22 protein-coding genes are annotated in these 24987 nt (G+C 33.5%); 14 read left to right on the forward strand and 8 right to left on the reverse strand.

Annotated elements, in window-relative coordinates; genetic code table 11:
• Positions 1-146 precede the first annotated feature (146 nt).
• Positions 147-926 carry a hypothetical protein gene (locus OS188_RS01820; protein WP_267147106.1) on the forward strand — a complete coding sequence of 260 codons (780 nt, stop codon included), beginning with the start codon at positions 147-149 and terminating at the stop codon, positions 924-926.
• Positions 927-928: 2 nt separating this feature from the next.
• Positions 929-1543: a deoxynucleoside kinase gene (locus OS188_RS01825; protein WP_267147107.1), complete on the forward strand. Its 615-nt coding sequence runs from the start codon at positions 929-931 to the stop codon at positions 1541-1543.
• Here the strand turns inward: OS188_RS01825 and OS188_RS01830 are convergent.
• The 5 genes from OS188_RS01830 to OS188_RS01850 all read right to left on the reverse strand — a co-directional run bounded on the left by OS188_RS01830 (position 1540) and on the right by OS188_RS01850 (position 9654).
• The gene (locus OS188_RS01830) at positions 1540-2535 is read right to left on the reverse strand and encodes an App1 family protein phosphatidate phosphatase (RefSeq protein WP_267147108.1); all 996 of its coding nucleotides are present in this window, start codon (positions 2533-2535) and stop codon (positions 1540-1542) included. The genes OS188_RS01825 and OS188_RS01830 overlap by 4 nt on opposite strands.
• A 105-nt stretch (positions 2536-2640) precedes the next feature.
• Positions 2641-5106 carry a sodium-translocating pyrophosphatase gene (locus tag OS188_RS01835; protein ID WP_267147109.1) on the reverse strand — a complete coding sequence of 822 codons (2466 nt, stop codon included), beginning with the start codon at positions 5104-5106 and terminating at the stop codon, positions 2641-2643.
• A 114-nt stretch (positions 5107-5220) separates the two neighbouring features.
• Entirely contained in the window at positions 5221-5748 is a 528-nt protein-coding gene (locus OS188_RS01840) for an inorganic diphosphatase (RefSeq protein ID WP_267147110.1), read from the reverse strand.
• A 272-nt stretch (positions 5749-6020) separates the two neighbouring features.
• The gene (locus tag OS188_RS01845) at positions 6021-8522 is read right to left on the reverse strand and encodes a DUF5686 and carboxypeptidase-like regulatory domain-containing protein (RefSeq protein ID WP_267147111.1); all 2502 of its coding nucleotides are present in this window, start codon (positions 8520-8522) and stop codon (positions 6021-6023) included.
• A gap of 154 nt (positions 8523-8676) precedes the next feature.
• Entirely contained in the window at positions 8677-9654 is a 978-nt protein-coding gene (locus tag OS188_RS01850; RefSeq protein WP_267147112.1) for a pyruvate dehydrogenase complex E1 component subunit beta, read from the reverse strand.
• A 333-nt stretch (positions 9655-9987) separates the two neighbouring features.
• On the opposite strand from OS188_RS01850, the gene OS188_RS01855 reads away from it, so the two are divergent.
• From OS188_RS01855 to lspA, 12 genes are all read left to right on the forward strand, one after another.
• Positions 9988-10734 (forward strand): electron transfer flavoprotein subunit beta/FixA family protein, encoded by a 747-nt coding sequence (locus OS188_RS01855; RefSeq protein ID WP_267147113.1) that lies wholly within the window; start codon positions 9988-9990, stop codon positions 10732-10734.
• Positions 10735-10841: 107 nt separating this feature from the next.
• A complete protein-coding gene (locus OS188_RS01860; RefSeq protein ID WP_267147114.1) occupies positions 10842-11801 on the forward strand; it encodes an electron transfer flavoprotein subunit alpha/FixB family protein in 960 nt (319 codons plus the stop codon).
• Between the two features lie 165 nt (positions 11802-11966).
• Positions 11967-12581 (forward strand): bifunctional nuclease family protein, encoded by a 615-nt coding sequence (locus OS188_RS01865; protein WP_267147115.1) that lies wholly within the window; start codon positions 11967-11969, stop codon positions 12579-12581.
• A gap of 17 nt (positions 12582-12598) precedes the next feature.
• Positions 12599-14311, forward strand: coding sequence for a NupC/NupG family nucleoside CNT transporter (locus tag OS188_RS01870; protein WP_267147116.1), 1713 nt, complete (start codon positions 12599-12601; stop codon positions 14309-14311).
• A gap of 157 nt (positions 14312-14468) precedes the next feature.
• Entirely contained in the window at positions 14469-15293 is an 825-nt protein-coding gene (locus tag OS188_RS01875; protein WP_267147117.1) for a thymidylate synthase, read from the forward strand.
• A 14-nt stretch (positions 15294-15307) separates the two neighbouring features.
• Positions 15308-16132 carry an energy transducer TonB gene (locus OS188_RS01880; RefSeq protein ID WP_267147118.1) on the forward strand — a complete coding sequence of 275 codons (825 nt, stop codon included), beginning with the start codon at positions 15308-15310 and terminating at the stop codon, positions 16130-16132.
• Between the two features lie 42 nt (positions 16133-16174).
• Positions 16175-17077, forward strand: a complete 903-nt coding sequence (locus OS188_RS01885; protein ID WP_267147119.1) for a dihydrofolate reductase — start codon at positions 16175-16177, stop codon at positions 17075-17077.
• Positions 17078-17095: 18 nt separating this feature from the next.
• Complete coding sequence (locus OS188_RS01890) at positions 17096-18364, forward strand: chloride channel protein (RefSeq protein ID WP_267147120.1); 1269 nt, start codon at positions 17096-17098, stop codon at positions 18362-18364.
• Positions 18365-18530: 166 nt separating this feature from the next.
• Positions 18531-19280, forward strand: coding sequence for a hypothetical protein (locus tag OS188_RS01895; protein ID WP_267147121.1), 750 nt, complete (start codon positions 18531-18533; stop codon positions 19278-19280).
• A 101-nt stretch (positions 19281-19381) separates the two neighbouring features.
• Positions 19382-20932 (forward strand): NAD(P)/FAD-dependent oxidoreductase, encoded by a 1551-nt coding sequence (locus OS188_RS01900; RefSeq protein ID WP_267147122.1) that lies wholly within the window; start codon positions 19382-19384, stop codon positions 20930-20932.
• A gap of 97 nt (positions 20933-21029) precedes the next feature.
• On the forward strand, positions 21030-21923 hold the full coding sequence (fabD, locus tag OS188_RS01905; protein WP_267147123.1) for an ACP S-malonyltransferase: 894 nt from the start codon (positions 21030-21032) through the stop codon (positions 21921-21923).
• Positions 21923-22420, forward strand: coding sequence for a signal peptidase II (gene lspA, locus OS188_RS01910; protein ID WP_267147124.1), 498 nt, complete (start codon positions 21923-21925; stop codon positions 22418-22420). Before fabD ends, lspA begins: the two co-directional genes overlap by 1 nt.
• 33 nt (positions 22421-22453) lie before the next feature.
• Here lspA and OS188_RS01915 read toward each other — a convergent pair whose 3' ends face one another.
• From OS188_RS01915 to OS188_RS01925, 3 genes are all read right to left on the reverse strand, one after another.
• Positions 22454-22645, reverse strand: a complete 192-nt coding sequence (locus OS188_RS01915; protein ID WP_267147125.1) for a hypothetical protein — start codon at positions 22643-22645, stop codon at positions 22454-22456.
• Between the two features lie 167 nt (positions 22646-22812).
• Positions 22813-23835 (reverse strand): UDP-glucose 4-epimerase GalE, encoded by a 1023-nt coding sequence (gene galE, locus OS188_RS01920; protein WP_267147126.1) that lies wholly within the window; start codon positions 23833-23835, stop codon positions 22813-22815.
• Positions 23828-24961, reverse strand: coding sequence for a DegT/DnrJ/EryC1/StrS family aminotransferase (locus OS188_RS01925; RefSeq protein WP_267147127.1), 1134 nt, complete (start codon positions 24959-24961; stop codon positions 23828-23830). The genes galE and OS188_RS01925 overlap by 8 nt, the downstream gene beginning before the upstream one ends.
• Between the last annotated feature and the right edge of the window lie 26 nt (positions 24962-24987).

Raw genomic sequence — 24987 nt, forward strand, 5'->3', positions numbered from 1 at the left:
ACAAAATACAAATTATTAACCAAAGCCTCTTTAATTTTAAGAGGACTTTCACTTAAATAAAGAGAAAACACCTCAGAATTCTAAATATCTCATAAAAACGAATTTTATCTTAAAACTAAAAGGAATTTTGTACATTTCAATTCGCAATGAAAACACTTCTTTACATTTTTATTCTATGCTCTTTTTCGTCTTACGGACAAGAATCTATAGAAACATTGTTTATCTCCAAGAGTCCTTTTGAAGCCGATACCATAGTTGGTATTGATAATTTTGGAACAAAATATTTCGTAAACAACAATACACTATACAAGGTAGAAGACCAAAATAATTACGCTTATAGTCATGTACAATTTGGAAAAATCACTTCAGCTAATAGTTTTAATCCTTTAAAAATTACTGTTTTTTACGAAGATTTTAATACAGCTTTTATTTTAGATAATAGATTTGCTGAAATTTTAAAAATTGACTTTAGTAGTTTGGAATATTATAAAAATATTTCTTTTGTTTCAACTGCAAACGACAATGCTTTATGGGTTTTTAATGAAGATATTCAGCAATTGGAACTTTTCGATTATAAAACGAATAAAACTAGAGCCACAACCCTACCTATACAATCTAAAGCTCTAGATTTAAAAAGTAATTATAATTACGCATGGCTATTAACCGAAAAGTTTCTGTATAAATACAATTACTTTGGAAGTCTAGTTTACAAGGTAGAAAACCAAGGATTTACCTCACTTGTAGAAAGTAACGACAAGATTTTTTTAGTTAAAAACAGCCATTTGTCATTTTTTAATGAATCTGAAAAAGCATATCAATTAATTGAAACCCCAGAATTGTTAGTAAAACAGTTTTTAGTAACCAATGAAACAGTGTATATTTACGATTCCAAATTTTTACATAAATTCCAACTAAATAATAAATAATTATGCACGTTGCTATAGCCGGAAACATTGGTGCTGGTAAAACCACCCTTACTAAATTACTTGCAAAACATTACAATTGGGAGTCTCAATTGGAAGACGTGGTAGACAATCCGTATTTGGACGATTTCTACAACCAGATGGAACGTTGGAGTTTTAATTTACAAGTGTACTTTTTAAATAGTAGATTCCGCCAGGTGTCACAAATTCGCGAAAGTGGAAAAGATATTATCCAAGATAGAACCATTTATGAAGATGCACATATATTTGCGCCCAACCTTCATGCTATGGGCTTAATGACGAATCGCGATTTTGAAAACTACCGGTCTTTATTCGATTTAATGGAGTCTTTTGTTCAAGGTCCGGACTTACTAATTTACTTGCGAAGCTCTATCTCTAATTTGGTATCTCAAATACATAAAAGAGGCCGTGATTATGAAAACACTATTAGTATCGATTATTTAAGTAGACTGAATGAACGCTACGAAGCATGGATCCATGGCTACGACAAAGGGAATTTATTAATTATTGATGTAGATAATTTAGATTTTGTGGCTAATCCTGAAGATTTAGGAGATATTATAAATAAAATCGATGCTCAAATTCATGGTTTATTTTAAATAAAACCTTTTTCTCTGGCATGCGCTATTGCCTGCTCGCTACTTTTAACTAATAAAACGGGAGTTGTTTTATAATTTTCGAATAAGCTTTTTATACGTAACATTTTCTTTTCGTGATTAACACTTCTTAAGTAAATAGTTAATATACGATTAGGATAGGTTTCTGCTAACTCCATATAAATATCGGCATCGTGCTCTCCACCATCGCCAATAAGGATAAAATTTAAATGAGGATATGCCTTTATAATATGTACGATTTCTTTTTGCTTTTGAGGTTTTGTGTCTAGACTTTTCTTACTGAAAATAGATCCCATACTTCTCAATAAAATAGGTCCCTTTGGGAAATTATTCTTCTTTAGAAAATAGTCTAAATAGCGATACATATTCCATGGACTATGACCCACATAAAAAATAGGATTTGCTTTTTTACCAGATTTTCCACGATGTAACAAATGATAAAATTGTGCGGCACCTTCTAAAGGAATCCGACTAAAAGCGCCTTTAAAAAAAGTATTAAATAACACTCGCCATTTTAGCCTGGAAACCACTCCTGTATGAAGAATAGTATCATCAATATCACTAATTACTCCAAATTCCGAGTCTTCTGCTGGAATTAATATTTCTGCTGGAAACTGATTGCTACTAATAATATGTCTTTTTATGGAAACATCACTATACGAGGCTACAATGGGTAACCATCCATTGTTATTAGTTAGAGCATTTAAATTATCTAAATGTTCTTCGCATTTAAAATAACCATCTGCATCGGTGTTTGTTTTTAAAACTAAATTATTGGGAAGTTTTAAATTAATTTCTACGTGCTTAACCTCATCACTCTCAAAACGTTTAAACGAATTTATCAGCAATTTAAACCAGCCTTTGGCTTCTAAATCTATGGACTCATCTTCCAGAGCTCTTCCTCTTAAATAAAAGTGACTATTGCTTCCATAACTGTGAAAGGCAATAATTTGTAAAGGGTCTTTTTTAAACATCTTTAAAATTAGAAAAGATTCAACAAACAAAAAAACCACGCATTCTTAAAGCTATTTAAAGAATCACGTGGTTTTTACTTTCTTACTCTTTGTTAAGCAGAGTAGTTACTCTATTACCTTAACAGAAAACTCTTCCTCAAGATCTGCTTGATTTGATTTTACTTTAACAGAAGAAGCTCCTTTTTTTAGTTCCTCTAATTTAGCTTTTACTTCTGCAATAGAACCTGAAATAACGCGTTCATCAATTGTAGTTTCCCCATTTTCAATTAAGGTAGTACTTACAACGGCTTTAGCAACATCTTCGCTTTCAACTTCAAATTGAACAAATATCTTTTTTATTACATTCGCATTTACAGATGTTTTAACCTCACTTAATTCCCCATCTTCGGTAAGCGCATGTCCTCCTAGAATTGGAGCAATTACTAAACCAATTAAACAAGTTAATTTAATTAAGATATTCATAGACGGTCCAGAAGTATCTTTAAACGGGTCTCCAACAGTATCACCTGTTACAGCAGCTTTATGAGCTTCAGATCCTTTATAAGTCATTTCTCCATCAATCATAACTCCTGCTTCAAAAGATTTTTTAGCATTATCCCAAGCTCCTCCGGCATTGTTTTGGAAGATTGCCCAAAGTACACCTGAAACGGTAACTCCTGCCATATAGCCACCTAACATTTCAGCAATAAGTAAATTGTCCATTCCAAAAATCATTGGAACAAAAGCAATAATTATAGGAAATCCGATAGTTAACAAACCTGGAAGCATCATTTCTTTTAAAGAGGCTTTTGTAGAAATTTCTACACATTTGTCGTATTCCGGTTCTCCCGTGCCTTCCATAATTCCAGGAATTTCTCTAAACTGACGACGCACCTCTTGTACCATTTCCATGGCTGCTTTTCCTACAGCATTCATAGCTAAAGCAGAGAAAACTACAGGCACCATTCCTCCAACAAATAGCATAGCTAAAACTGGAGCTTTGAAGATATTAATGCCATCAATGCCAGTAAAAGTAACATAGGCGGCAAATAAAGCCAAAGATGTTAAGGCTGCCGAAGCAATAGCAAATCCTTTTCCTGTTGCAGCTGTTGTATTACCAACAGAGTCTAAAATGTCTGTACGTTCTCTAACAATAGGATCTTGCTCACTCATTTCGGCAATTCCACCTGCATTATCGGCAATAGGACCAAAGGCATCAATAGCTAATTGCATTGCTGTTGTAGCCATCATAGCAGAGGCAGCCAAAGCCACTCCGTAAAAACCTGCAAAAGCATAAGACGCCCAAATAGCGGCAGCAAATAATATAACTGAAGGGAAAGTAGAAATCATCCCGGTTGCTAATCCTGCAATAATATTTGTTCCTGCTCCTGTACTTGATTGTTGTACAATTTTTAAAATAGGTTTTTTACCTAATCCTGTGTAATATTCTGTAACCGAAGAAATCATAGCTCCAACAAATAAACCAACTAAAGTTGCGTAAAATACAGACATAGAAGTAATTTCTACTGGTTCTAAAATTCCAAAGAATTTCATATGCATCGTCTCAGGTAGCATCCATTGACACAAAACATAACAAGAAATAGCCACTAGCCCAATAGACACCCAGTTTCCAAGGTTTAATGCGCCCATTACTTTAGCTTCGTTAGCATCGTTACTTTTTATTTTTACTAACATGGTACCAATTACCGAAATAACAATTCCTACTCCTGCAATAGCCATTGGTAATAAGATAGGACCTATTCCACCAAACCCATGACTAGCAATATCGCCACCCATATCTTTAATTACGTAGTTTCCTAGAACCATAGCAGCTAATACAGTTGCTACATAAGAACCAAATAAATCTGCTCCCATTCCGGCTACATCTCCCACGTTATCGCCAACGTTATCTGCAATTGTTGCTGGGTTTCTTGGATCGTCTTCCGGAATACCTGCTTCTACTTTACCTACTAAGTCTGCACCAACATCGGCAGCTTTGGTATAAATACCTCCTCCTACACGAGCAAATAAAGCAATAGATTCTGCACCTAGAGAAAATCCTGCTAATGTTTCAAGCACGATGGTCATATCCATTGTGTTTGTCCATGTGCTATCCATAAACACCCAGAAAAAGATGATAAAGAATAGGGTTAAACCTAGAACAGCTAAACCAGCAACTCCTAGCCCCATTACCGTTCCACCTCCAAAAGAGACTTTAAGTGCATTTGGCAAACTTGTTTTTGCTGCTTGTGTTGTTCTAACGTTAGTTTTAGTAGCTATTTTCATTCCAATATTTCCAGCGAATGCCGAAAATATAGCTCCAAAAATAAAAGCAACAGCTATTAACCAATGAGTTGTTGGTACTATAAAAGAAACTGCAGTTAAAGCGACACTTACTATAACCACAAAAACGGCTAGAAGCCTGTATTCTGCAGTTAAAAATGCCAAGGCACCTTCGTAAATATGATCTGAAATTTCTTTCATTTTGCCATCTCCAGCATCTTGTTTCATAACCCAAGATTTCTTTATGACCATGTAAATTAATCCTAAAAGTGCCGCGACAATTGGCATATAAATCATCATTGATTCCATATAATATTAATTTTTGATTTGTTATTAGTTGCGCTAAAGTAGTGAAATCAATTAAAACTAAAAAACCCTTCTATTTTATTATAGAAGGGTTTTATTTTACTGAATGTCTTGTAACTATATTGTAAAGTTACCTGTCTTTTTATGCTCACTTGCTTCGTAGCGATCGATGCATTTATCAAGGATATCATATGCTTCTTGCGCATCTCCCCAACCACCAACATCAACTTTTTTCATTTCTAAGTCTTTGTACACCTTAAAGAAGTGTTCAATTTCTTTAATACGGTGTGGATTTAAATCTTTAAGGTCTCTATAGCTATTCCAAATTGGATCTGAAACTGGTACACAGATTAACTTTTCGTCTGGACCTTTTTCGTCAGCCATATGGAAAACTCCAATAGGTCTAACTTCCACAACACACATTGGGAATGCTGGCTCTGCACCTAATACTAAAACATCTAATGGATCGTGATCTAAAGCCAAGGTTTCTGGAATAAACCCATAATCACCTGGATACATCATAGATGAAAACAACATACGATCGAAACGTATTTTCTTTAATTCAAAATCGTATTCGTATTTATTTCTACTTCCTTTTGGTATTTCAATTAATACATCAAAAGTTTCTTTTCCTTTTGGACTCATATTATTATGTCTAATGTTATATCTAATTTATTACTTTAAAAAAACCTAGGCTTAAAAATTGTAAGCAGTCTTTTTAAGGGGCTGCAAAGATACATAAGTCTTTGGGCTTAGGCAACTAAAAAGAAGTTGACTTTCTATTTTTCGAAAAAACCAAGATAATTACTCTATAAATCTAAAGTTCAAGTTGTAAATTGAAAGCTTGTTGCTACTCTTCATTTTAATAACAAAAAACATAAAGGTCCCTAGTTTTTGCAGATTTAAATTAAAAATGATTAGAATCTAAACCCAAAATTTATAGAGACTCCAAAATCTCTAGCTTGCGGATTATCCAGATAATTCCCTCTAAAGTTAAAATCTACTCTCATGAGCTTGAAAATATTGCCAACTCCCACACTATACTCGTAGTAAATCTCTTTATTTGGAGCTAATAGAGGAATATTTGTAGGACTGTTTAAAGCCATATTTCCATCAGATAGATCTCCCCAAACTCCGCGAATTCCAATAATCTCTCGCCAATTTAATTTTCGTAAAAAAGGAATTCTTGAAAAGAAACGACCGTTAAAATTATGCTCTAAATATAATGCCGCATAAGTATCTGTAACAAACTCGTAATAATCTAGTTGAGAAAACGATTTATAAAACGAAAAATAAGATTGATTTCCTGGAACAATACTTAATAATCCCAATGGTACGTCTCCAAAAATCTTTCCTGTTTCGAACGTTGATTTAAGTTGCCCCATACCACCAATTTGCCAAGGTTGAATATAAGAAAATTGCACTTTAGTATAGTCAAAATCGCTATCAAAAATGCCTTTAGCTCCGAAACTAAATTGAGTAAATAATGACGCATAATCGTCGTTGGCATTCGATCTTTCCACTCCGTGTCCAGTCATTTTTCTTTTTGGATAATAATTAATTCCAAAAGTACTTTCAAACTGTTTAATTTCAGAAGAGATACCTGTTGGAGAATCTGGATCTATATAATCTAAACTAAAAGTAGGGGAAGCCGAAGATAAGGTTCTATAATCTCCTCCCAGTCTAAAAGTAACATTTTGCCAAGGCTCCATTTCTATAGCAAAAGCCACTAAGTCAATATTTGTAAGCTTGTCGTTTGCTGCAACCGAAAACACATCGTTCGAAGCTAAACTTCTTCCTAAAACATCTGTTGAACTTGTTAAATTTGCTCCAATCTGTTCGATATCTCTTCGATGTCCAGCAGATATAATTAATCTGTTTTGTTTGTTAATCATCCATTTTCCAGAAATCCCATATTTAAATTTATCGTCTTTAAAACCATAAGCTAAAAATCCCTGAGCTCGCCATAAATCGTTTTGACCAAAATAGGTCCTTGCCCCTGCTCTTAATCTTAAACCCTCCACATCATTATATCCAATGGTTGATGAAATAGGACCTACATCTAAATTTAATTTATCAATTTCAATAAAGCCTGAACCTAAAATACTTCCAAGATTATAAAGTCTTTTAAACTTACTAACCGTTTTTAAGGTGTCTAACATTTTGTAAACTCCTTTTTCATCTTTAGATAAAGCCTCCATCCTATTCGCTTCCCAAAAGGCATCATCTCTATTATAAGCATCCTTATTATAATTAAAAACCTCTTTTTTATAGAACCCTTCTTCCTTTACTTCGTTAAAAACATAATTATCATATAGTGTTGTTCGCTTCCCGTAAACGCCTCTTGATTTCTCCTTTTTATTAAAAGTGAAATCGGACATAAAATAATCACGTTTGACTAAAAACACCGAATCATTTAAAACTTCAAACTCCTGCTCTATATAAATGTCTTTAACCCAGTTAATATTCGCACTTTTAGAAGCCTGCATATTAATATCCTTAATAGCATAAGTGGTATCTGCCACCCAGAAATCACCTTTAAAAGTTAGTTCGTTTTTACGCCTTGGATAGTAAATAATATTATAACACCATTTATTATCTATATATGCGCTATCTGACAAGACATAATTATAGGTATTTATTCCTGTAGTAGAAATGGGACTTACAAAACTTTTATCGAAGAATCTAAGATAGTTATTATAAATATCGTATTCAGAATACAGGTCTTTTATAAAGTCGATAATGGATTGATTATTATCAAATCCGGAGTTTTTATTCCCTTTTAACTCAACTTTTTCTTTGTTTAAAAGGTTATCACCATAAACTTTAGCTGACTCTTCATTTATAAAAAATGGAAGATATGTTTTCCCGGTTACTCTCGAGGTATCTACATGGTCAAAAACAAATTCCATCCCCTTAAATAATTTACCATTTATTAAAGCACTGTCAATGGTGTTTATATCGAATTCAACTTTTTCATATCTATCGTAAGCATATTGTCTAAATTGCCTTAAACCATTTTGACGTTTACGTTCCCAAACTTTTTGCAAAATAGCAATAGCCGGATTTTCCTCGGCTTTTTTAGATTGTTTCCCCGAGATTATAAGTACTTCCGATAAAGCCGAAGCAGCTTCTATAATATTAAAACTTAAATTATAGTTAACTTTTTTTACTAATGGGTATTCTATGGATTCGTAACCTATAAAAGAAACAATTAAAGTATCCCAAGTACTATCAGATTCCAAATAAAAAGTTCCGTTCTCATCCGTAATTGTACCTTCCGAAGAGTTTTTAAAAATAATATTGGCATATGCTACGGGATCATTATTTTCATCAAAAACTTTCCCGCTAACTTTTGTCTGAGCAAACAAAAAGCAGGTACTTAAGCAAAACAATAATACAAGTAGGTTCTTAGTCATGTATTTTTATTATGTCTTTTTCTAACAAAGACAGGATTCTGAATAATCCATGCATTGGATTTATAGAAACATTATTTAGGCTTGAAAATAAACAAAAAAACTTCATCAACAATATTAATGCCAATGAAGTCAATTAAACTAATTTCTAAAAAATTTATTTATATAAAACTTTTTTAACAGCTTTTACCACATCGGTACTATTTGGCAACCATTCTTCCAATAAAACAGGAGAATAAGGTGCAGGTGTATCTGCTGTATTAATTTTTATAATAGGAGCATCTAAATAATCGAAAGCTTCAGATTGAATAATATAAGTAATTTCTGTAGCTACGTTTCCAAAAGGCCAAGCCTCTTCTAAAACAACCAATCTATTAGTTTTCTTAACCGAAGTTAAAATAGCTTCTTTATCTAAAGGACGAACGGTTCTAAGGTCGATTATCTCGCAAGAGATTCCTTCCTTTTCTAATTCGTCAGCTGCTTTATAAGCTTCTTTTATAATTTTTCCAAAAGAAACAATAGTTACATCTTTTCCTTCTCTTTTTATATCTGCAACTCCTAATGGAATAGTGTATTCGCCTTCTGGCACTTCACCTTTATCTCCATACATTTGCTCACTTTCCATAAAAATAACAGGATCGTTATCACGGATGGCAGATTTTAAAAGTCCTTTTGCATCATACGGATTAGACGGAACAACCACCTTTAACCCAGGTGTATTAGCATACCAGCTTTCAAAAGCCTGAGAGTGAGTTGCGCCTAATTGCCCTGCAGAACCTGTTGGTCCACGAAAAACAATAGGACAAGGAAATTGGCCACCAGACATCTGTCTAATTTTTGCAGCATTATTAATAATCTGGTCAATTCCCACCAAAGAGAAATTAAACGTCATAAACTCCACAATAGGTCTATTACCAGTCATAGTAGAACCAATAGCAATACCTGCAAAACCAAGTTCGGCAATGGGGGTATCGATTACACGTTTTGGACCAAATTCATCCAACATACCTTTGGATGCTTTATAGGCACCATTATATTCAGCTACTTCTTCACCCATTAAGTAAACGCTTTCATCACTGCGCATTTCTTCACTCATAGCTTCACATATAGCTTCTCTAAATTGAATTGTTTTCATTCCTGTATAATGTCTTTCAAAAACGAAAGAACTGTTTTAATTAATACTTATTGTAAAAGGAGCACAAAAATAAGAATTATTAAGAATAAAAACGACATATAATATTGGTAAAAACAAATCGCTAAATAAAATTAACACGCAACTTTTCATGTTCTCTCCAAAAATCTTCATTATTTTATGAATTATTATGCACGCATAGTAAATATTTTGAATAAAATAAGTAACTTCGTAACCTGATTTCAGTTGGCGGTTTTCAAGGCGATATTTTTAGCCTAATTTTTAGATTATTCAAACTGAATAAATAGAATTATAAACATATAAATTATTCGAAAAATGAAAATATTAGTATGTATTAGTCATGTACCTGATACGACTTCAAAAATTAATTTTACTGAAGGAGATACCAAGTTTGACACTAACGGCGTGCAATATGTAATTAATCCAAACGACGAATTTGGTTTAACGCGTGCTATGTGGTTTAAAGAAAAGCAAGGAGCTAGTGTAGATGTTATAAATGTTGGTGGCCCAGAAACCGAACCAACTTTACGTAAAGCTTTAGCAATTGGAGCAGATGGAGCTATTAGAGTTAATACTCCGGCAACCGATGGCTTTGCTGTAGCACAACAATTAGCGAAAGTAGTTCAAGATGGTGGATACGATTTAGTAATTGCCGGACGTGAATCTATTGATTATAATGGAGGTATGGTTCCTGGCATGTTAGCTGGTTTAATAAAAGCTAATTTTGTTACTAACTGTATTAGCTTAGAAGTAGATGGAACAAATGCTAAAGCTGTAAGAGAAATTGATGGTGGAAAAGAAACTGTTTCTACATCTTTACCTTTAGTTATTGGTGGCCAAAAAGGTTTGGTTGAAGAAAGCGATTTACGTATTCCAAATATGAGAGGTATTATGATGGCTCGTAAAAAACCTTTAACAGTAGTTGAACCTATAGATGCAAATACAGAAACAGCATCTGTAAAATTTGAAAAACCAGCTCCAAAAGGTGCTATCAAATTAATAGACCCAGATAATGTAGAAGAATTAGTAAACTTACTTCATAACGAAGCTAAAGTGATCTAATTCCTCCCTTCTTCTCTCCTATTGAGAGAAAAAAGGATAAAACAAAATATTAACGTTTCGTAGCCTTTTCCTATAGAAAAGGTTGGGATAGGAAAAAAAATAATAACATGTCAGTTTTAGTATATACAGAATCCGAGAAAGGAACCTTTAAAAAAGTAGCTTTAGAAGTAGCTTCTTATGCAAAAACCGTTGCAGACCAAATGGGAACAACTGTTACAGCTGTGACTTTTAATGCAGACGACACAGCTATTCTTGGAGATTACGGAGTAGATAAAGTCTTAAAAGTTAACGACCAAAAATTAGAAACCTTTAATGCCAACGCCTACGCAAGTGCTATAGCACAAGCAGCCAAGCAAGAAGGCACTAAAGTAATTGTAGTTAGCTCGAGTGCAGACAGCAAATATTTAGCACCTCTTTTAGCTATTGATTTAGATGCAGGTTATGCCTCTAACGTAGTTGAAGCACCTTCAAGCACATCTCCTTTTACAGTAAAACGTACTGCTTTTACAAACAAAGCTTTTAATATGACAGCAATTAATACAGATGTAAAAGTAGTTGGAGTCTCTAAAAATGCTTTTGGACTTAAAGAAAATTCAGGGAGTGCAACTGCTGAGGACTTTTCACCTTCAGTTCCAGAATTAGGAGTTAAAGTAGAATCTGTAGACAAAGTTACTGGACAAGTAACAATTGCAGATGCAGAAATAGTTGTTTCTGGTGGACGTGGTTTAAAAGGACCTGAAAACTGGGGAATGATTGAAGAACTTGCCGACGTATTAGGTGCAGCAACTGCATGCTCTAAGCCAGTAAGTGATTTAGGTTGGAGACCTCATGGAGAACACGTGGGACAAACAGGAAAACCTGTAGCTGCAAACCTTTATATTGCTATCGGAATTTCGGGAGCCATCCAACACCTTGCAGGAATTAACGCAAGTAAAGTAAAAGTGGTTATCAATACAGATCCGGAAGCTCCTTTCTTTAAAGCTGCAGATTACGGAATTGTAGGAGATGCTTTTGAAGTTGTTCCTAAATTAATCGAAAAATTAAAAGCTTTTAAAGCACAGCAATAAATTAATTTTTTTTAACTTGTATTGTTAATAAGAACTGTTTAAATAGCATTATTCCTGGAGCTATAGCAACTTTGGTTTTGCAAATCATTATAGCAAAATCGTCAAATATGCTTTAAGCAGTTGGTAAAGTCCTAATTTAAACAGTTCTTTGTGTTTTAAAAATTTATGAGTTTAGTACGTCTTAATATCAAAGGAATTTCATACAGTCAAACCCAAAATGGTGCCTATGCACTTATTTTAAACGAGATTGATGGCGACCGGAAACTACCTATTGTTATTGGTGCTTTTGAAGCGCAATCCATTGCTATTGCTCTTGAAAAAGAAATTAGACCTCCAAGACCTCTCACTCACGACCTCTTTAAAAATTTTGCCGATCGTTTTGATATTGTTGTCAAGCAGGTTATTATCCATAAATTGGTTGATGGCGTGTTTTATTCTAGCTTAATTTGCGAACGCGATAAAGTTGAAGAAATTATTGATGCAAGAACTAGCGATGCCATTGCTTTAGCTCTTCGTTTTAATGCTCCTATATTTACTTACAAAAACATTTTAGATAAGGCTGGAATTTACTTAAAGGTAGATCCTAAAAGTGAAGATGAATCAGAAGGAGATAGTGTTTTAGTAGACGATTTTATTGCTGAAGAATTAGAATCCAGCTCGCCTAAAGATGTTTATAAGAATAAAACATTAGACGAATTACACCAACTGTTAGATGAAGCTGTAGCAAATGAAGATTACGAAAAAGCTGCAAAAATTCGCGACGAAATTTCTAAAAGATAATCAACCCAAACTAACAGATGAAACATTTTCTACTAGCCGTTGCTGCTATTTTTTTTGGACTAACTTTAAGTGTACAGGCGCAAGAATTAGAAAAAACATGGCAATTAGAAAGTATTCAAGACCCAACCGGAAAACAAACATCAGTTTATAAAGAAACAGATGCTTTAGAACTTTACGAGGGAGAATTTAAATTTTCAGTCAGCAAAGATTCTCTTGAAGCTTCTGGAGATTTTATTCGTCAAAATAATTTATTGGTTTTTTACTACAGTAAACCTTCAGATTCTGTAAAAAGATACCGAATAAATACGCTTACAGATTCTACTTTAGTTTTTAAAGAAAACGGAAATACTTATTATTTTTCTAATACAACTTCTTCAGTTGATGAATCTGCTCTCCTTGGAAAAGACGATTCAATAAAACCTAGCGAAGGCTTTTCATTCAATAGTTTATGGAGAGGAGTTTTAGGAATGGTTTCCCTTATTTTTATTTCCTTCCTATTTAGTTCTAATAGAAAAGCTATTAATTGGAAAACTGTAGGAATAGGCTTATTATTTCAATTAATAATTGCTATTGGTGTTTTAAAAGTACCGTTCATTCAAAGTGCTTTTGAAGCTGTTGGTCAAGTATTTATAAGCATTTTAGATTTTACAAGAGCAGGAAGTAAATTCTTATTCGATGGACTAGTTGTAGACATGGACACTTTCGGATTTATTTTCGCCTTTCAAGTATTACCAACCATTATTTTCTTTTCTGCATTGACTTCTGTTTTATTCTATCTAGGATTAATTCAGAAAGCAGTAAAATTAATGGCTATGTTATTAAGCAAGCTATTAAAAATCTCAGGGGCAGAAAGTTTAAGTGTTGCCGGAAACATCTTTTTAGGCCAAACGGAAGCACCATTATTAATTAAAGCTTACTTAGAGAAAATGACCAAAAGTGAAATACTCTTGGTTATGATTGGCGGTATGGCAACTGTTGCCGGAGCCGTACTTGCTGCCTATATTGGGTTTTTAGGAGGAGATGATCCTGCCTTAAGATTAGTCTATGCCAAGCATTTATTAGCGGCGTCCGTAATGGCCGCACCAGGAGCTATTGTAATTTCAAAAATATTATACCCTCAAACCGAAGAAATTAATTCTGAAATTGAAGTCTCTTCAGAAAAAATAGGTTCAAATATTCTTGATGCAATTGCCAACGGAACAACCGAAGGGCTAAAATTAGCGGTAAATGTAGGAGCTATGCTTTTAGTTTTTGTTGCGTTTATTGCCATGATAAACGGAATATTAGGCTGGATTGGAGATTTTTCTACTATTAATACATGGATGGCAGCAAACACACCATATCCTGCACTTTCTCTTGAAGCCATTCTAGGAACTATTTTTGCTCCTTTAATGTGGCTAATTGGTGTTGCGACTGAAGATATTATGATGATGGGACAATTATTAGGTATTAAACTGGCTGCTAGCGAATTTGTTGGATACATCCAGTTAGCCGACTTAAAAAACGTAGCTAACGAAGTGCATTTAAATTATAACAAATCCATAATTATGGCTACTTATATGCTTTGTGGCTTTGCCAACTTCGCTTCTATAGGAATTCAAATTGGAGGTATTGGCTCTTTAGCTCCCGGACAACGTAAAACCTTATCAGAGTTTGGTATGAAAGCCCTAATAGGTGGTACCATAGCTTCTTTAATGTCCGCAACTATTGCTGGAATGATTATTGGTTAAAAAATTCCTGAGAACGCTCTAAACTTATAATTATAGTTAATAACTTTTAATATAAAAATGAGCTTCCATTCTTTTGATATGAAGCTTTTTTCTATTTTTATTTTTATTGAATTTAGTTGAATTTAAAAAAAGATTCCCACTTTCGTGGGAAGTGAACATGAAACAATATCTAGACTTAGTTAGCCACGTTTTAGAAAACGGAAATGAAAAAGGTGATAGAACCGGAACAGGAACAAAAAGTGTTTTTGGATACCAAATGCGTTTTGATTTAAGTGAGGGTTTTCCAATGGTTACTACCAAAAAACTGCATCTAAAATCCATTGTTTATGAGTTACTTTGGTTTCTAAAAGGAGACACCAACATTAACTACCTTACCCAAAATGGTGTTAGAATCTGGAACGAATGGGCCGATGAGAATGGTGATTTAGGACCAGTTTATGGACACCAATGGAGAAACTGGAACAGCGATGAGATTGACCAAATAAAAGAAATTGTCAACACCTTGAAAAAGAATCCAAATAGTCGACGCATGCTGGTTTCTGCCTGGAATCCTTCAGTATTACCAGATAATTCAAAAAGTTTTAGCGAAAATGTAGCTAATGGAAAAGCGGCGCTTCCTCCTTGTCATGCATTTTTTCAATTTTACGTAGCCGATGGGAAACTGTCTTGCCAACTCTATCAACGTAGTGCAGACATTTTTTTAGGAGTCCCTTTTAATATTGCTTCCTATGCCCTATTTACTATGATGATGGCGCAGGTTTGTGGTTATCAGGCTGGAGAATTCATACATACCTTTGGCGATGCTCATATTTATAACAATCATTTAGAGCAGTTGGAACTACAATCATCCAGAGATCCAAAACCTCTTCCTAAAATGCTACTCAACCCGGATGTAAAAGATATTTTTGATTTTAAATTTGAAGACTTTACTCTTGTAGATTACGAACATCATCCACATATTAAAGGCAAGGTTGCTATTTAAGTTCAACTAAACTCATGAAATACTACCTACTATTTTTTCTCTTTGCAATTAGTTTTTTAAGTTTTTCTCAAAAAAACACCATCGAGCTAACAGATGATGAACTTCAAGAAACTTCCGAAGATGTTTCCTTTGATGTTGTAGAGAAAGTACCAATATATAAAGGCTGCAATGAAACCATGACTAATAATGCCTTGAAGGATTGCTTTAATGAAAAAGTAAACACTCTTATAGCTAAAAACTTCAATACGCGTATTGCAGAGCAGCTTAATTTACCAAATGAAACTATAGTAAAAATATCTGTTTTTTTTAAAATATCTAAAACAGGAGAGATAATGGATATAAAAGTTAGAGCGCCATTTCCAGAGTTGGAAGAAGAAGCTATTCGTGTAACAAATTTAATCCCTAAATTGAAACCGGGTTATATAGATGGTAAACCCGTAAGAGTGCCTTATTATTTACCTATTAAATTCCAAGTATCCAATATTGAATCAAGCGAAAACCGAAAACCTCCAATTTATAGAGGTTGTGATGAAACATCAAGCTATGAAGCAATAAAAGAATGTACTACTAAAAAGATAAAAGACTATTTAAAGGTAAGTATTGATTATGAATTGGCCGACAAGCTCTTTCCAACGGATAAAACCACTCAGTTTTTAGTGAGTTTTACAATAAACAAAAAAGGTAAAGCTGAAAAAATAACTGCAAAAGCTCATAAAGTAGAGATGGCTGCCGAAGTGATAAGAGTATTAAAACGAATGCCTAAATTTAAAGATCCTGCATACAAGAATGGGAAAGCCGTAGATACCAAGATGGAATTTTTAATGACCATACATTTCTAAAGATTACTAGAAATTAGCTAAATTTACATAAACATTCAGATTATGTTCGGAAAGAAAAAAGAAACTCCACAAATAGATAAAGAGCAATTAGAGTTAATTAAAACTGCTCAAAAACGGATCAAGCAGAAGCGAAGCCTTTATATTCACTTTGTTTTATTTTTAATTGGCTCTCTTGCTATTATTGTTGCCAGTTTGGTTTTTGATGTTGGAGCTACAGTTAATCCATTAGGTGTTAATTGGTTTGTTTATGCCATTTTAATTTGGTTACTAATATTCTTATACCATGCTTTTAACGTTTATTTTACGAATAAATTTTTAGGTGAAGCTTGGGAAAAAGAGCAACTTAATAAATTAGTAGCTTTACAAAAAGAACGAATTGCCAAACTACAACAACAAGTTGAGAAAGATTACCCTCTTGTTACAGAAAAAAAAACACAATTACCTAGTTCAAAAAAATCTGAAGTTACCCTAATAGTAGCTGCAGGAGAAAATGATGCCATAGGAAAAGACAACCAACTTATTTGGCATTTAAGTGACGACCTTAAACGTTTTAAACAACTTACAAATGGGCACCATATTATCATGGGAAGAAAAACTTTTGAAAGTTTTCCAAAACCTTTACCTAATAGAACGCACATAGTTATTTCTAGACAAGCAGACTACCAGGTTCCTAATGGAGTTATTGTAGTTAATAATATAGAAGATGCTTTTGATGCTGCTAAATCAGACAGGCAACCCTTTGTTATTGGAGGTGGAGAAATTTACAAACAAGCTATGACATTTGCCGATAAAATAGAAATCACCAGAGTTCATGAGAGTTTTGATGCAGACACTTTTTTCCCAAAAATAGACCCAACTATTTGGAAGGAAGCAAATAACACCTATCATTCTAAAGATGAAAAACACGACTATGACTTTTCATTTTTAACATACACTAGATTATAATCTAAAACCAATCATCCAGTGAAACTAAAACGAAAAAGGCAGTTAGTTACATACCTCAATCTTTTAGATCAACCCATCCAATTTAACCCATTTGTTTTTAGTAGAAAATTTTTATTATGGGCCTTATTAGGTCTGCTTGGTGGATTTATAGCTGGATTATATTGGATTACTTTAGAGTTTTTAACCCATCAACTCGCTTATTTTCAGGGTTGGTTGGTAATTCCTACTATGGCTATTTGCGGATTACTTGCAGGACTTATAATTCATTATATTGGCGATCCGGGAGAAATTCAATTAATAGTAAATAACATCCGGTTCAATAAAGGAAAGCTAGACCCTAAAAACAATCCATCTATGCTTTTATCTTCCTTGCTTTGTATAAGTTCTGGAGGAAGTCTTGGTCCAGAAGCTCCGTTAGTTCAGGTTATTGGGTCTTCGGGAACTTGGTTAGGTAAGTTATTCAGATTAAAAGGCGAAGACTTACGCTCTATGAGTATTGCAGGAATGGCCTCTGGATTCACGGCCATGTTTGGCGCCCCTTTAGGAGGTAGTTTATTTGCCTTAGAAATATTACATCATGAACATGCGGTAGAATATTACAAAGCCATCATGCCCGCATTTGTTGCTAGCTGCTTTAGTTATGTTGTTTTTGCACTAATTACTCAGCTAGACCTTGGAACTTTATGGATTTTGCCAAGCTATGAAATGCTAGATAAGTTCGATTTCTTATACGCCGTGTTTTTTGCAATTATAGCTACATGCTTTGGTTGGTTTTTTATTTTTTGCACCAAGTTTTTAAAAAATCTATTTGAAAAATTACATGTTCCTATTTATATCAAAACATTAATTGGTGGAATTTTATTGGGAATAATCGTCTATTATGTACCAATTACAAGATACTTTAGTCACTATGAACTTTCTACACTCTTAACAAGCGACTTTTCAATTCAGATGTTAATTGCTATTTTATTTTTAAAAATATTAGCCATTTCCGTTACAGTTACCTCCGGGTGGCGAGGTGGATTTATTATTCCTTTATTCTTTACTGGCGCAACCTTAGGCCTAATAATTCATCATTTTATTCCTTCCATAAGTTTATCGCTTACCATTGTAAGTTGTATGGCGGCCATAAACGCCTGCGTTACTAGAACTCCAATGAGTACTACTATTTTATTAGCAACCTTAACAGGATTCTCTTACTTTATACCTATTCTTTTTGCCAGTTTAACCGGTTATTTTTTAGCTCCTAAAATTCCTTTCATTTCATCTCAGTTAAAAAATGAATAAAAAGAATTATATTAGAAACTCTTTAAAGTTCAAAATATCATAGCGTTATTTATTAGTAGAATTAAACCAAAAGGTCTTTTGGCAAAATAGAATCAGTATTAAGAAAAGCTTAGAATATTCGCACTGAAATTTGAAGACGAGAATATAATTGATAGGATTAAGTTTTATGAAAAAAACATTATTAATATTAGCCATTCTATTAACTATATATAGCTGTTCTAATAAATCTTCTGAAAGTAAATCTAACAGCAAACAATGGAATCTTCAACAAAGAGAACAACTCTTAAAAAACAGAAATGACTCAACTTCTTGGGATAGGGAAATGTTTAATAACGACATAAAAATGATTGAAATTGGAGACTTTGGTCCTTTTGAAATTGGAGTCTTCCCAGAACCTAAATACAACTTAATAGGTGAAGCAAGCTTTAAAGGTTTGGGAAACAGAAGTGAAGAATTTAAAATTAAGGATAAAAAAATTTTAATGAACTGTTTTTTTGTTGGTGAAAATCGTTTAAATAAAAACAGATTAGATGGAATGAAAGACGAGGTGTTTTTTCAAGTTCTTGTTTTAACCGACACTATTGATAATGAAAATTATAATTTAAATAAAAGTATTGCCATCTCAAGAAACCATCCTGATTATTTAGGACAAGGATTTATAAAAACAAAAAATAATAGAATTGACTATTTAGCATTTCAAACAGCTGAAAATAATGCTTATGCAATCATAAATTCAAGGATTTTTGATTTAAGCTTTGGAAAGACCATACTTATTGCACCTCAAAAAAATAAATCACTGAAGTCGTATCAAATTAAAAGCCCTGATTTAACATCCGATTCCGTTTCAGATTATACTAAAAAGCTAATATCTAATAAACAAACAATAAGTTTCTTTGGCAAAAAAGAGAATATATAATAACTCCAGTTAGATAGAAAATTGTTTATTTGCTCTTAACTATTACAAACTAAACACTTACTAATTTAAACTCATCTTCTATTTTTCTGTAATTTTACCCCATGATAAAAGAGCTTCAGCTACGTATTAGTTTAAAAGAGGAAGAAATTCCGAATATTCTTCTAGTAAAATCTGCCGAAAAACTAGGCATAACCAAAGACAAAATCTTTGGTGTAAAAGTACTTCGTAAATCTATTGACGCGCGAAAACCAAAAATAATTTTAAATTACAAACTAGCCGTTTATATTAACGAGCCTGTTCCGGAAACTTCCGAATACACATTTAATTATAAAGATGTTTCCAAAGCCAAACCTATACATATTATTGGTTTTGGACCGGCAGGAATGTATGCTGCCTTGCGCTGTATTGAGTTAGGATTTAAACCTATTGTCTTAGAACGTGGCAAAAATGTGCAAGACAGACGACGCGATTTAAAAGCCATAAATCAAGATCATTTTGTAAACGAAGATTCTAATTATTGCTTTGGCGAAGGTGGTGCTGGGACCTACAGCGATGGAAAACTATACACTAGAAGTTTAAAACGTGGAGATGTTAGACGTATTTTTGAAAACTTGGTATATCATGGAGCTACAGAACAGATTTTAGTTGATGCACATCCACATATTGGCACGAATAAACTTCCAAAGGTAGTCACCAATATTCGTGAAACTATTATAAAATACGGTGGTGAAGTGCATTTTGAAGCTCGTGTAAGCGATTTAAAAATTAAAAACAAAAAAATCCAAGCCATTCAATTATTAAATGGTGAAGAATTATCAGCTAATCGTGTCATTCTAGCTACTGGACATTCGGCGCGAGATATTTACTACCTCCTGTATAACAAAAAAATTGCTTTAGAACCAAAGTCGTTTGCCATGGGAGTTCGCGTAGAACATCCACAGCATATTATAGATTCCATCCAATACCATTGTTCTGGAGACAGACACGAACTACTTCCTGCTGCTTCATATAGTTTGGTCCAACAAGTAAATAACAGAGGTGTCTATTCCTTTTGCATGTGTCCCGGAGGTTTTATAGTTCCTGCTGCTACTGCTAATGGCGAAGTAGTTGTAAATGGCATGTCGCCCTCAAAACGAAACAACCAATTTGCTAATTCAGGAATTGTTGTAGAATTAAATGTGGATAGAGATTTCCCTAAATACGAACATTTTGGCGTTCTTAAAGGTTTAGAATATCAGAAAGATTTAGAACGATTAGCATTTACTGCCGGAGGGCGAACACAAACTGCTCCAGCTCAAAGATTAACCGATTTTGTTGAAGGGAGATTATCATCAGATTTAAACTCTACCTCCTATCAACCGGGAATAAATTCATCACCCTTACATTCGCTTTTACCTAAACTTATTGGTGGAAATTTACGTCAAGGTTTTAAAGCTTTCGGAGAAAAAATGAAAGGATATTATACTTCTGAAGCCAATATAATTGGTGTAGAAAGTAGAACTTCATCTCCTGTTAGTGTTCCTAGAAATGAACATTTAGAACATCCGGAAATAGAAGGCTTATTTCCTTGTGGAGAAGGTGGCGGATATGCTGGAGGCATTGTTTCTGCTGCTATGGATGGAGAACGTTGTGCTGAGGCTGCATGTCAGTAAGCTTTTTCGTTACTCATGTAGCGTCAACTGAATACTAAAAACTGCCAGTGAAAACTAATAATAAATTCCTATTTTTGCCACATTAAAACTAAAACACATGAACGCATATATATTTCCAGGCCAAGGCGCACAATTCTCAGGAATGGGATTAGATCTTTACGAAGGCTCATCTGAGGCACAAGAATTATTTGAGCAAGCTAACGATATTTTAGGTTTTTCAATAACTGATGTCATGTTTCAAGGCTCAGCAGAAGACCTAAAGGAAACCAAAGTTACTCAACCTGCTATCTTTTTACATTCTGTAATTCTAGCAAAAATTCTTGGTGAAGGTTTTAAACCAGAGATGGTTGCAGGACATTCGCTAGGAGAGTTTTCTGCATTGGTTGCAAATGGGACTTTAACTTTTGAAGATGGTTTAAAACTTGTTTCTAAACGTGCTCTTGCCATGCAAAAAGCTTGCGAAATACAACCAAGTACCATGGCTGCCGTTTTAGGTTTAGAAGATAATATAGTTGAAAAAATATGTGCTAATACAGATGGTATTGTTGTTCCTGCAAATTATAACTGCCCAGGACAATTAGTTATTTCTGGCGAAGTAGACGCCATAAATAAAGCCTGTGAAGATTTAAAAGAAGCAGGTGCCAGACGTGCTCTAGTTCTTCCTGTTGGGGGAGCTTTTCATTCGCCTTTAATGGAACCAGCTCGTGAAGAATTAGCTGCAGCTATAGAAAACACGTTTTTCAACAAACCAAATTGTCCAATTTATCAAAATGTAACGGCTTCTGCTGTCTTAGATGCTGTGGCCATAAAAAGCAATTTAATTTCCCAATTAACAGCTCCCGTAAAATGGACCCAATCTGTTCAACAAATGATTGCAGATGGAGCTACTTTGTTCACTGAAGTTGGTCCAGGAAAAGTTTTACAAGGCTTAGTAAAGAAAATAAATAAAGAAGCGCAAACAGCTTCTGCAACCTACTCAAAAGAAGCTTAATGAAATTATCTCGTAATACATTTATTGTTCTTCTTATTGTATTTAATATTGCTCTAGATCAAATTACTAAAGTTTTAACTAGACTTTATGTTACTCCAGGAAGCGAAACACCAATAATTGGAAATCTATTCACATTACATAATGTGGAAAATACTGGTGCTTTTCTTGGAATGGGGAGTGACTTAAATCCAACATTAAGGCTTATTTTTCTATTAGCTTTACCTATTCTTGTATTAGGATACGTTACATATCATATTATTTCAAACAAAGATTTAGACAGAATGTCTTTAATTGGATTCTGCTGTATAATTGGTGGAGGAATCGCTAATGTTTACGATAGAATAGTTTATGGCTCTGTAACAGATTTCTTCCATATAGATTTGGGAGGCGTGTTTAGAACAGGTATTTTTAATTTCGCAGACATGTCAGTCATGCTAGGACTTGGACTTCTTTTATTTGCTGGATTTAAAAAGGATAAAAACATAAAAAAAGCATAAAAAAAAGCCTCTTTTTAAGAGGCTTTAATTTTTTTATCTTGCTAGATTGCAAGCTTCGCAATCTTTAACTTCACCGTAATAGGTTTCTCGATATTTGTGAATTGTTTTAATTGGAATACTTAAAAAAGCTTTCTTAATATAAGTTACTTTTGTAAGTAGCTCTCCCATTTTAGGTGTATACCTTTTCTCTTCAATTGTTTCTCTTTGTACTGTAATCAATTTCATATTTTCCATTATCATTTCGTACAAAGTAACGGCTTTACTTACATAAATCCAAATCTAATTGGTTAAATCACTGTTAATCAATACATTATTTTTAATCTGATAATTAACAGGCTATATTTTTAACAGATTGACATTTGATATGGTTGTTTGTTAAAGAATTCTTAATTTTAAGATTTAATTATCTTTTGCTCCCATTTCCAAGCCGATTTCATAGCGTCATCTAGAGTTAATTTGGAGATCCAACCTAGTTCCTTATTTGCTTTTTTAGTATCGGCATAAACAGAAATAACATCTCCTTCTCTTCTTTCGGCAATTCTATAATTTAATTTTTTATTAGAAACACGTTCAAAAGCATGAATTACTTCTAATACAGAGCTACCAGTTCCTGTTCCTAAATTAAAGACTTCATAATTGAATTTATTCTTTTTATTTAGCAATCTGGTTAAAGCAATAACATGCGCTTGAGCTAAATCTACTACGTGAATATAATCTCGAATACAAGTGCCATCTGCTGTTGGATAATCGTCTCCAAAAACAGCAAGCTGCTCCCTTTTTCCAATAGCCGTTTGAGTAATAAAAGGAATTAAATTTTGTGGTACACCAAGTGGTAACTCGCCAATAAAAGCAGACTCATGAGCTCCAATAGGATTAAAATATCTTAAAGAAATGGCATTAAAGTTATTACTTACCTTACATAAATCCTGAATAATCTCCTCTCCTATCTGCTTGCTGTTACCATAAGGTGATAAAGCAGGCTTTATAGGCGCCGTTTCATTAATGGGTAACATATCCGGCTCTCCATAAACGGTGCAAGACGAACTAAATATAAAGTTTGAAATTTCTAATTTATTGTATTCTTGAAGCAAATAAACCAAGGTATTTATATTGTTTTCATAATACATTAGAGGTTGATTAACACTTTCTCCTACTGCTTTACTCGCAGCAAAATGAATTACACCATCAATATTACTGTGATTATTAAAAAACTCCTGAACTAAGTTTTTTTCTTTTAAATCTAGATTTAAAAATTCAGGTTTTATTCCTGTAATAGCAATTATTCCATCTAATACCTCTATAGAAGAGTTTGAAAGGTTATCGATAATTATTACTTCAAAACCTCTATTTTGAAGTTCTACAACAGTATGAGATCCTATAAAACCAAGGCCTCCTGTAACTAAAATTTTAGCCATTAATATATTCTATAATTTTAGATGCAATAAACTCAATTTGCTCATCATCCAATTCGGTATGCATTGGCAAAGAAATAACATCTTTTACTAATTGGTTTGTAACTACAAAATCTGCTTCGTTATAACGGGAATCTTTATAAGCTTTTTGTTTGTGAAGTGGAATTGGATAATAAACGCCGCAAGGGGTGTTATTTTCATTTAAAAACTTAACAAGTCCATCTCTGTCAACACCTTTTAATTTTAATGTATATTGATGAAACACATGATTGTCCGGCGTTCCATACTCGTAAGGTGTAGAAATTTTATCTATATTTTTAAAGGCTTCGTTGTATTTGTTTGCAGCTTCTCTTCTTGCTTTATTATAGCTATCCAGCTTCTTTAATTTAATATCTAAAACAGCAGCTTGAATGGAGTCTAATCTGGAATTCACGCCTACCACATCATGATGATAACGTTCGTACATTCCATGATTTACAATCCCTCTAATGGTATGAGCTAAGTCGTCATCATTAGTAAAAATAGCACCTCCATCTCCATAGCATCCTAAGTTTTTAGAAGGGAAAAAAGAAGTTGATGCCACATGTCCTATAGTTCCAGCCTTGGCTTTTTTACCATTGCTATACGTATATGTTGCTCCAATAGCTTGGGCATTATCTTCTATAACATATAAATTATGCTCTTTAGCAATCTTCATTATTGCCTCCATATTAGCACATTGTCCAAATAAATGCACAGGAACAATGGCTTTTGTTTTAGGCGTAATAGCTTTTTTTATGGCTTCAACATCTATATTAAAGTCGTCTGGATTTACATCTACCAAAACTGGAGTTAATTGCAATAAAGCAATAACTTCCACGGTTGCAGCAAAAGTAAAATCGGCCGTTATAACCTCATCTCCTGGCTTTAACCCCAAGCCCATCATGGCTATTTGCAAAGCATCTGTACCATTAGCACAAGGAATTACGTGCCTGACACCTAAATAATTTTCTAGATTTTTTTGAAACTCATGAACCTTTGGTCCATTAATGAAAGATGTGTTCTCTATTACCTCAAGAATGGCAGGGTTAACATCATCTTTTATAGACTTATACTGACCTTTTAGGTCAACCATTTGAATTTTTTTCATACCCTACGAAATTACGAAATTAGTAA

Source organism: Xanthomarina sp. F1114, from assembly GCF_026410255.1.
GTDB lineage: Bacteria > Bacteroidota > Bacteroidia > Flavobacteriales > Flavobacteriaceae > Xanthomarina.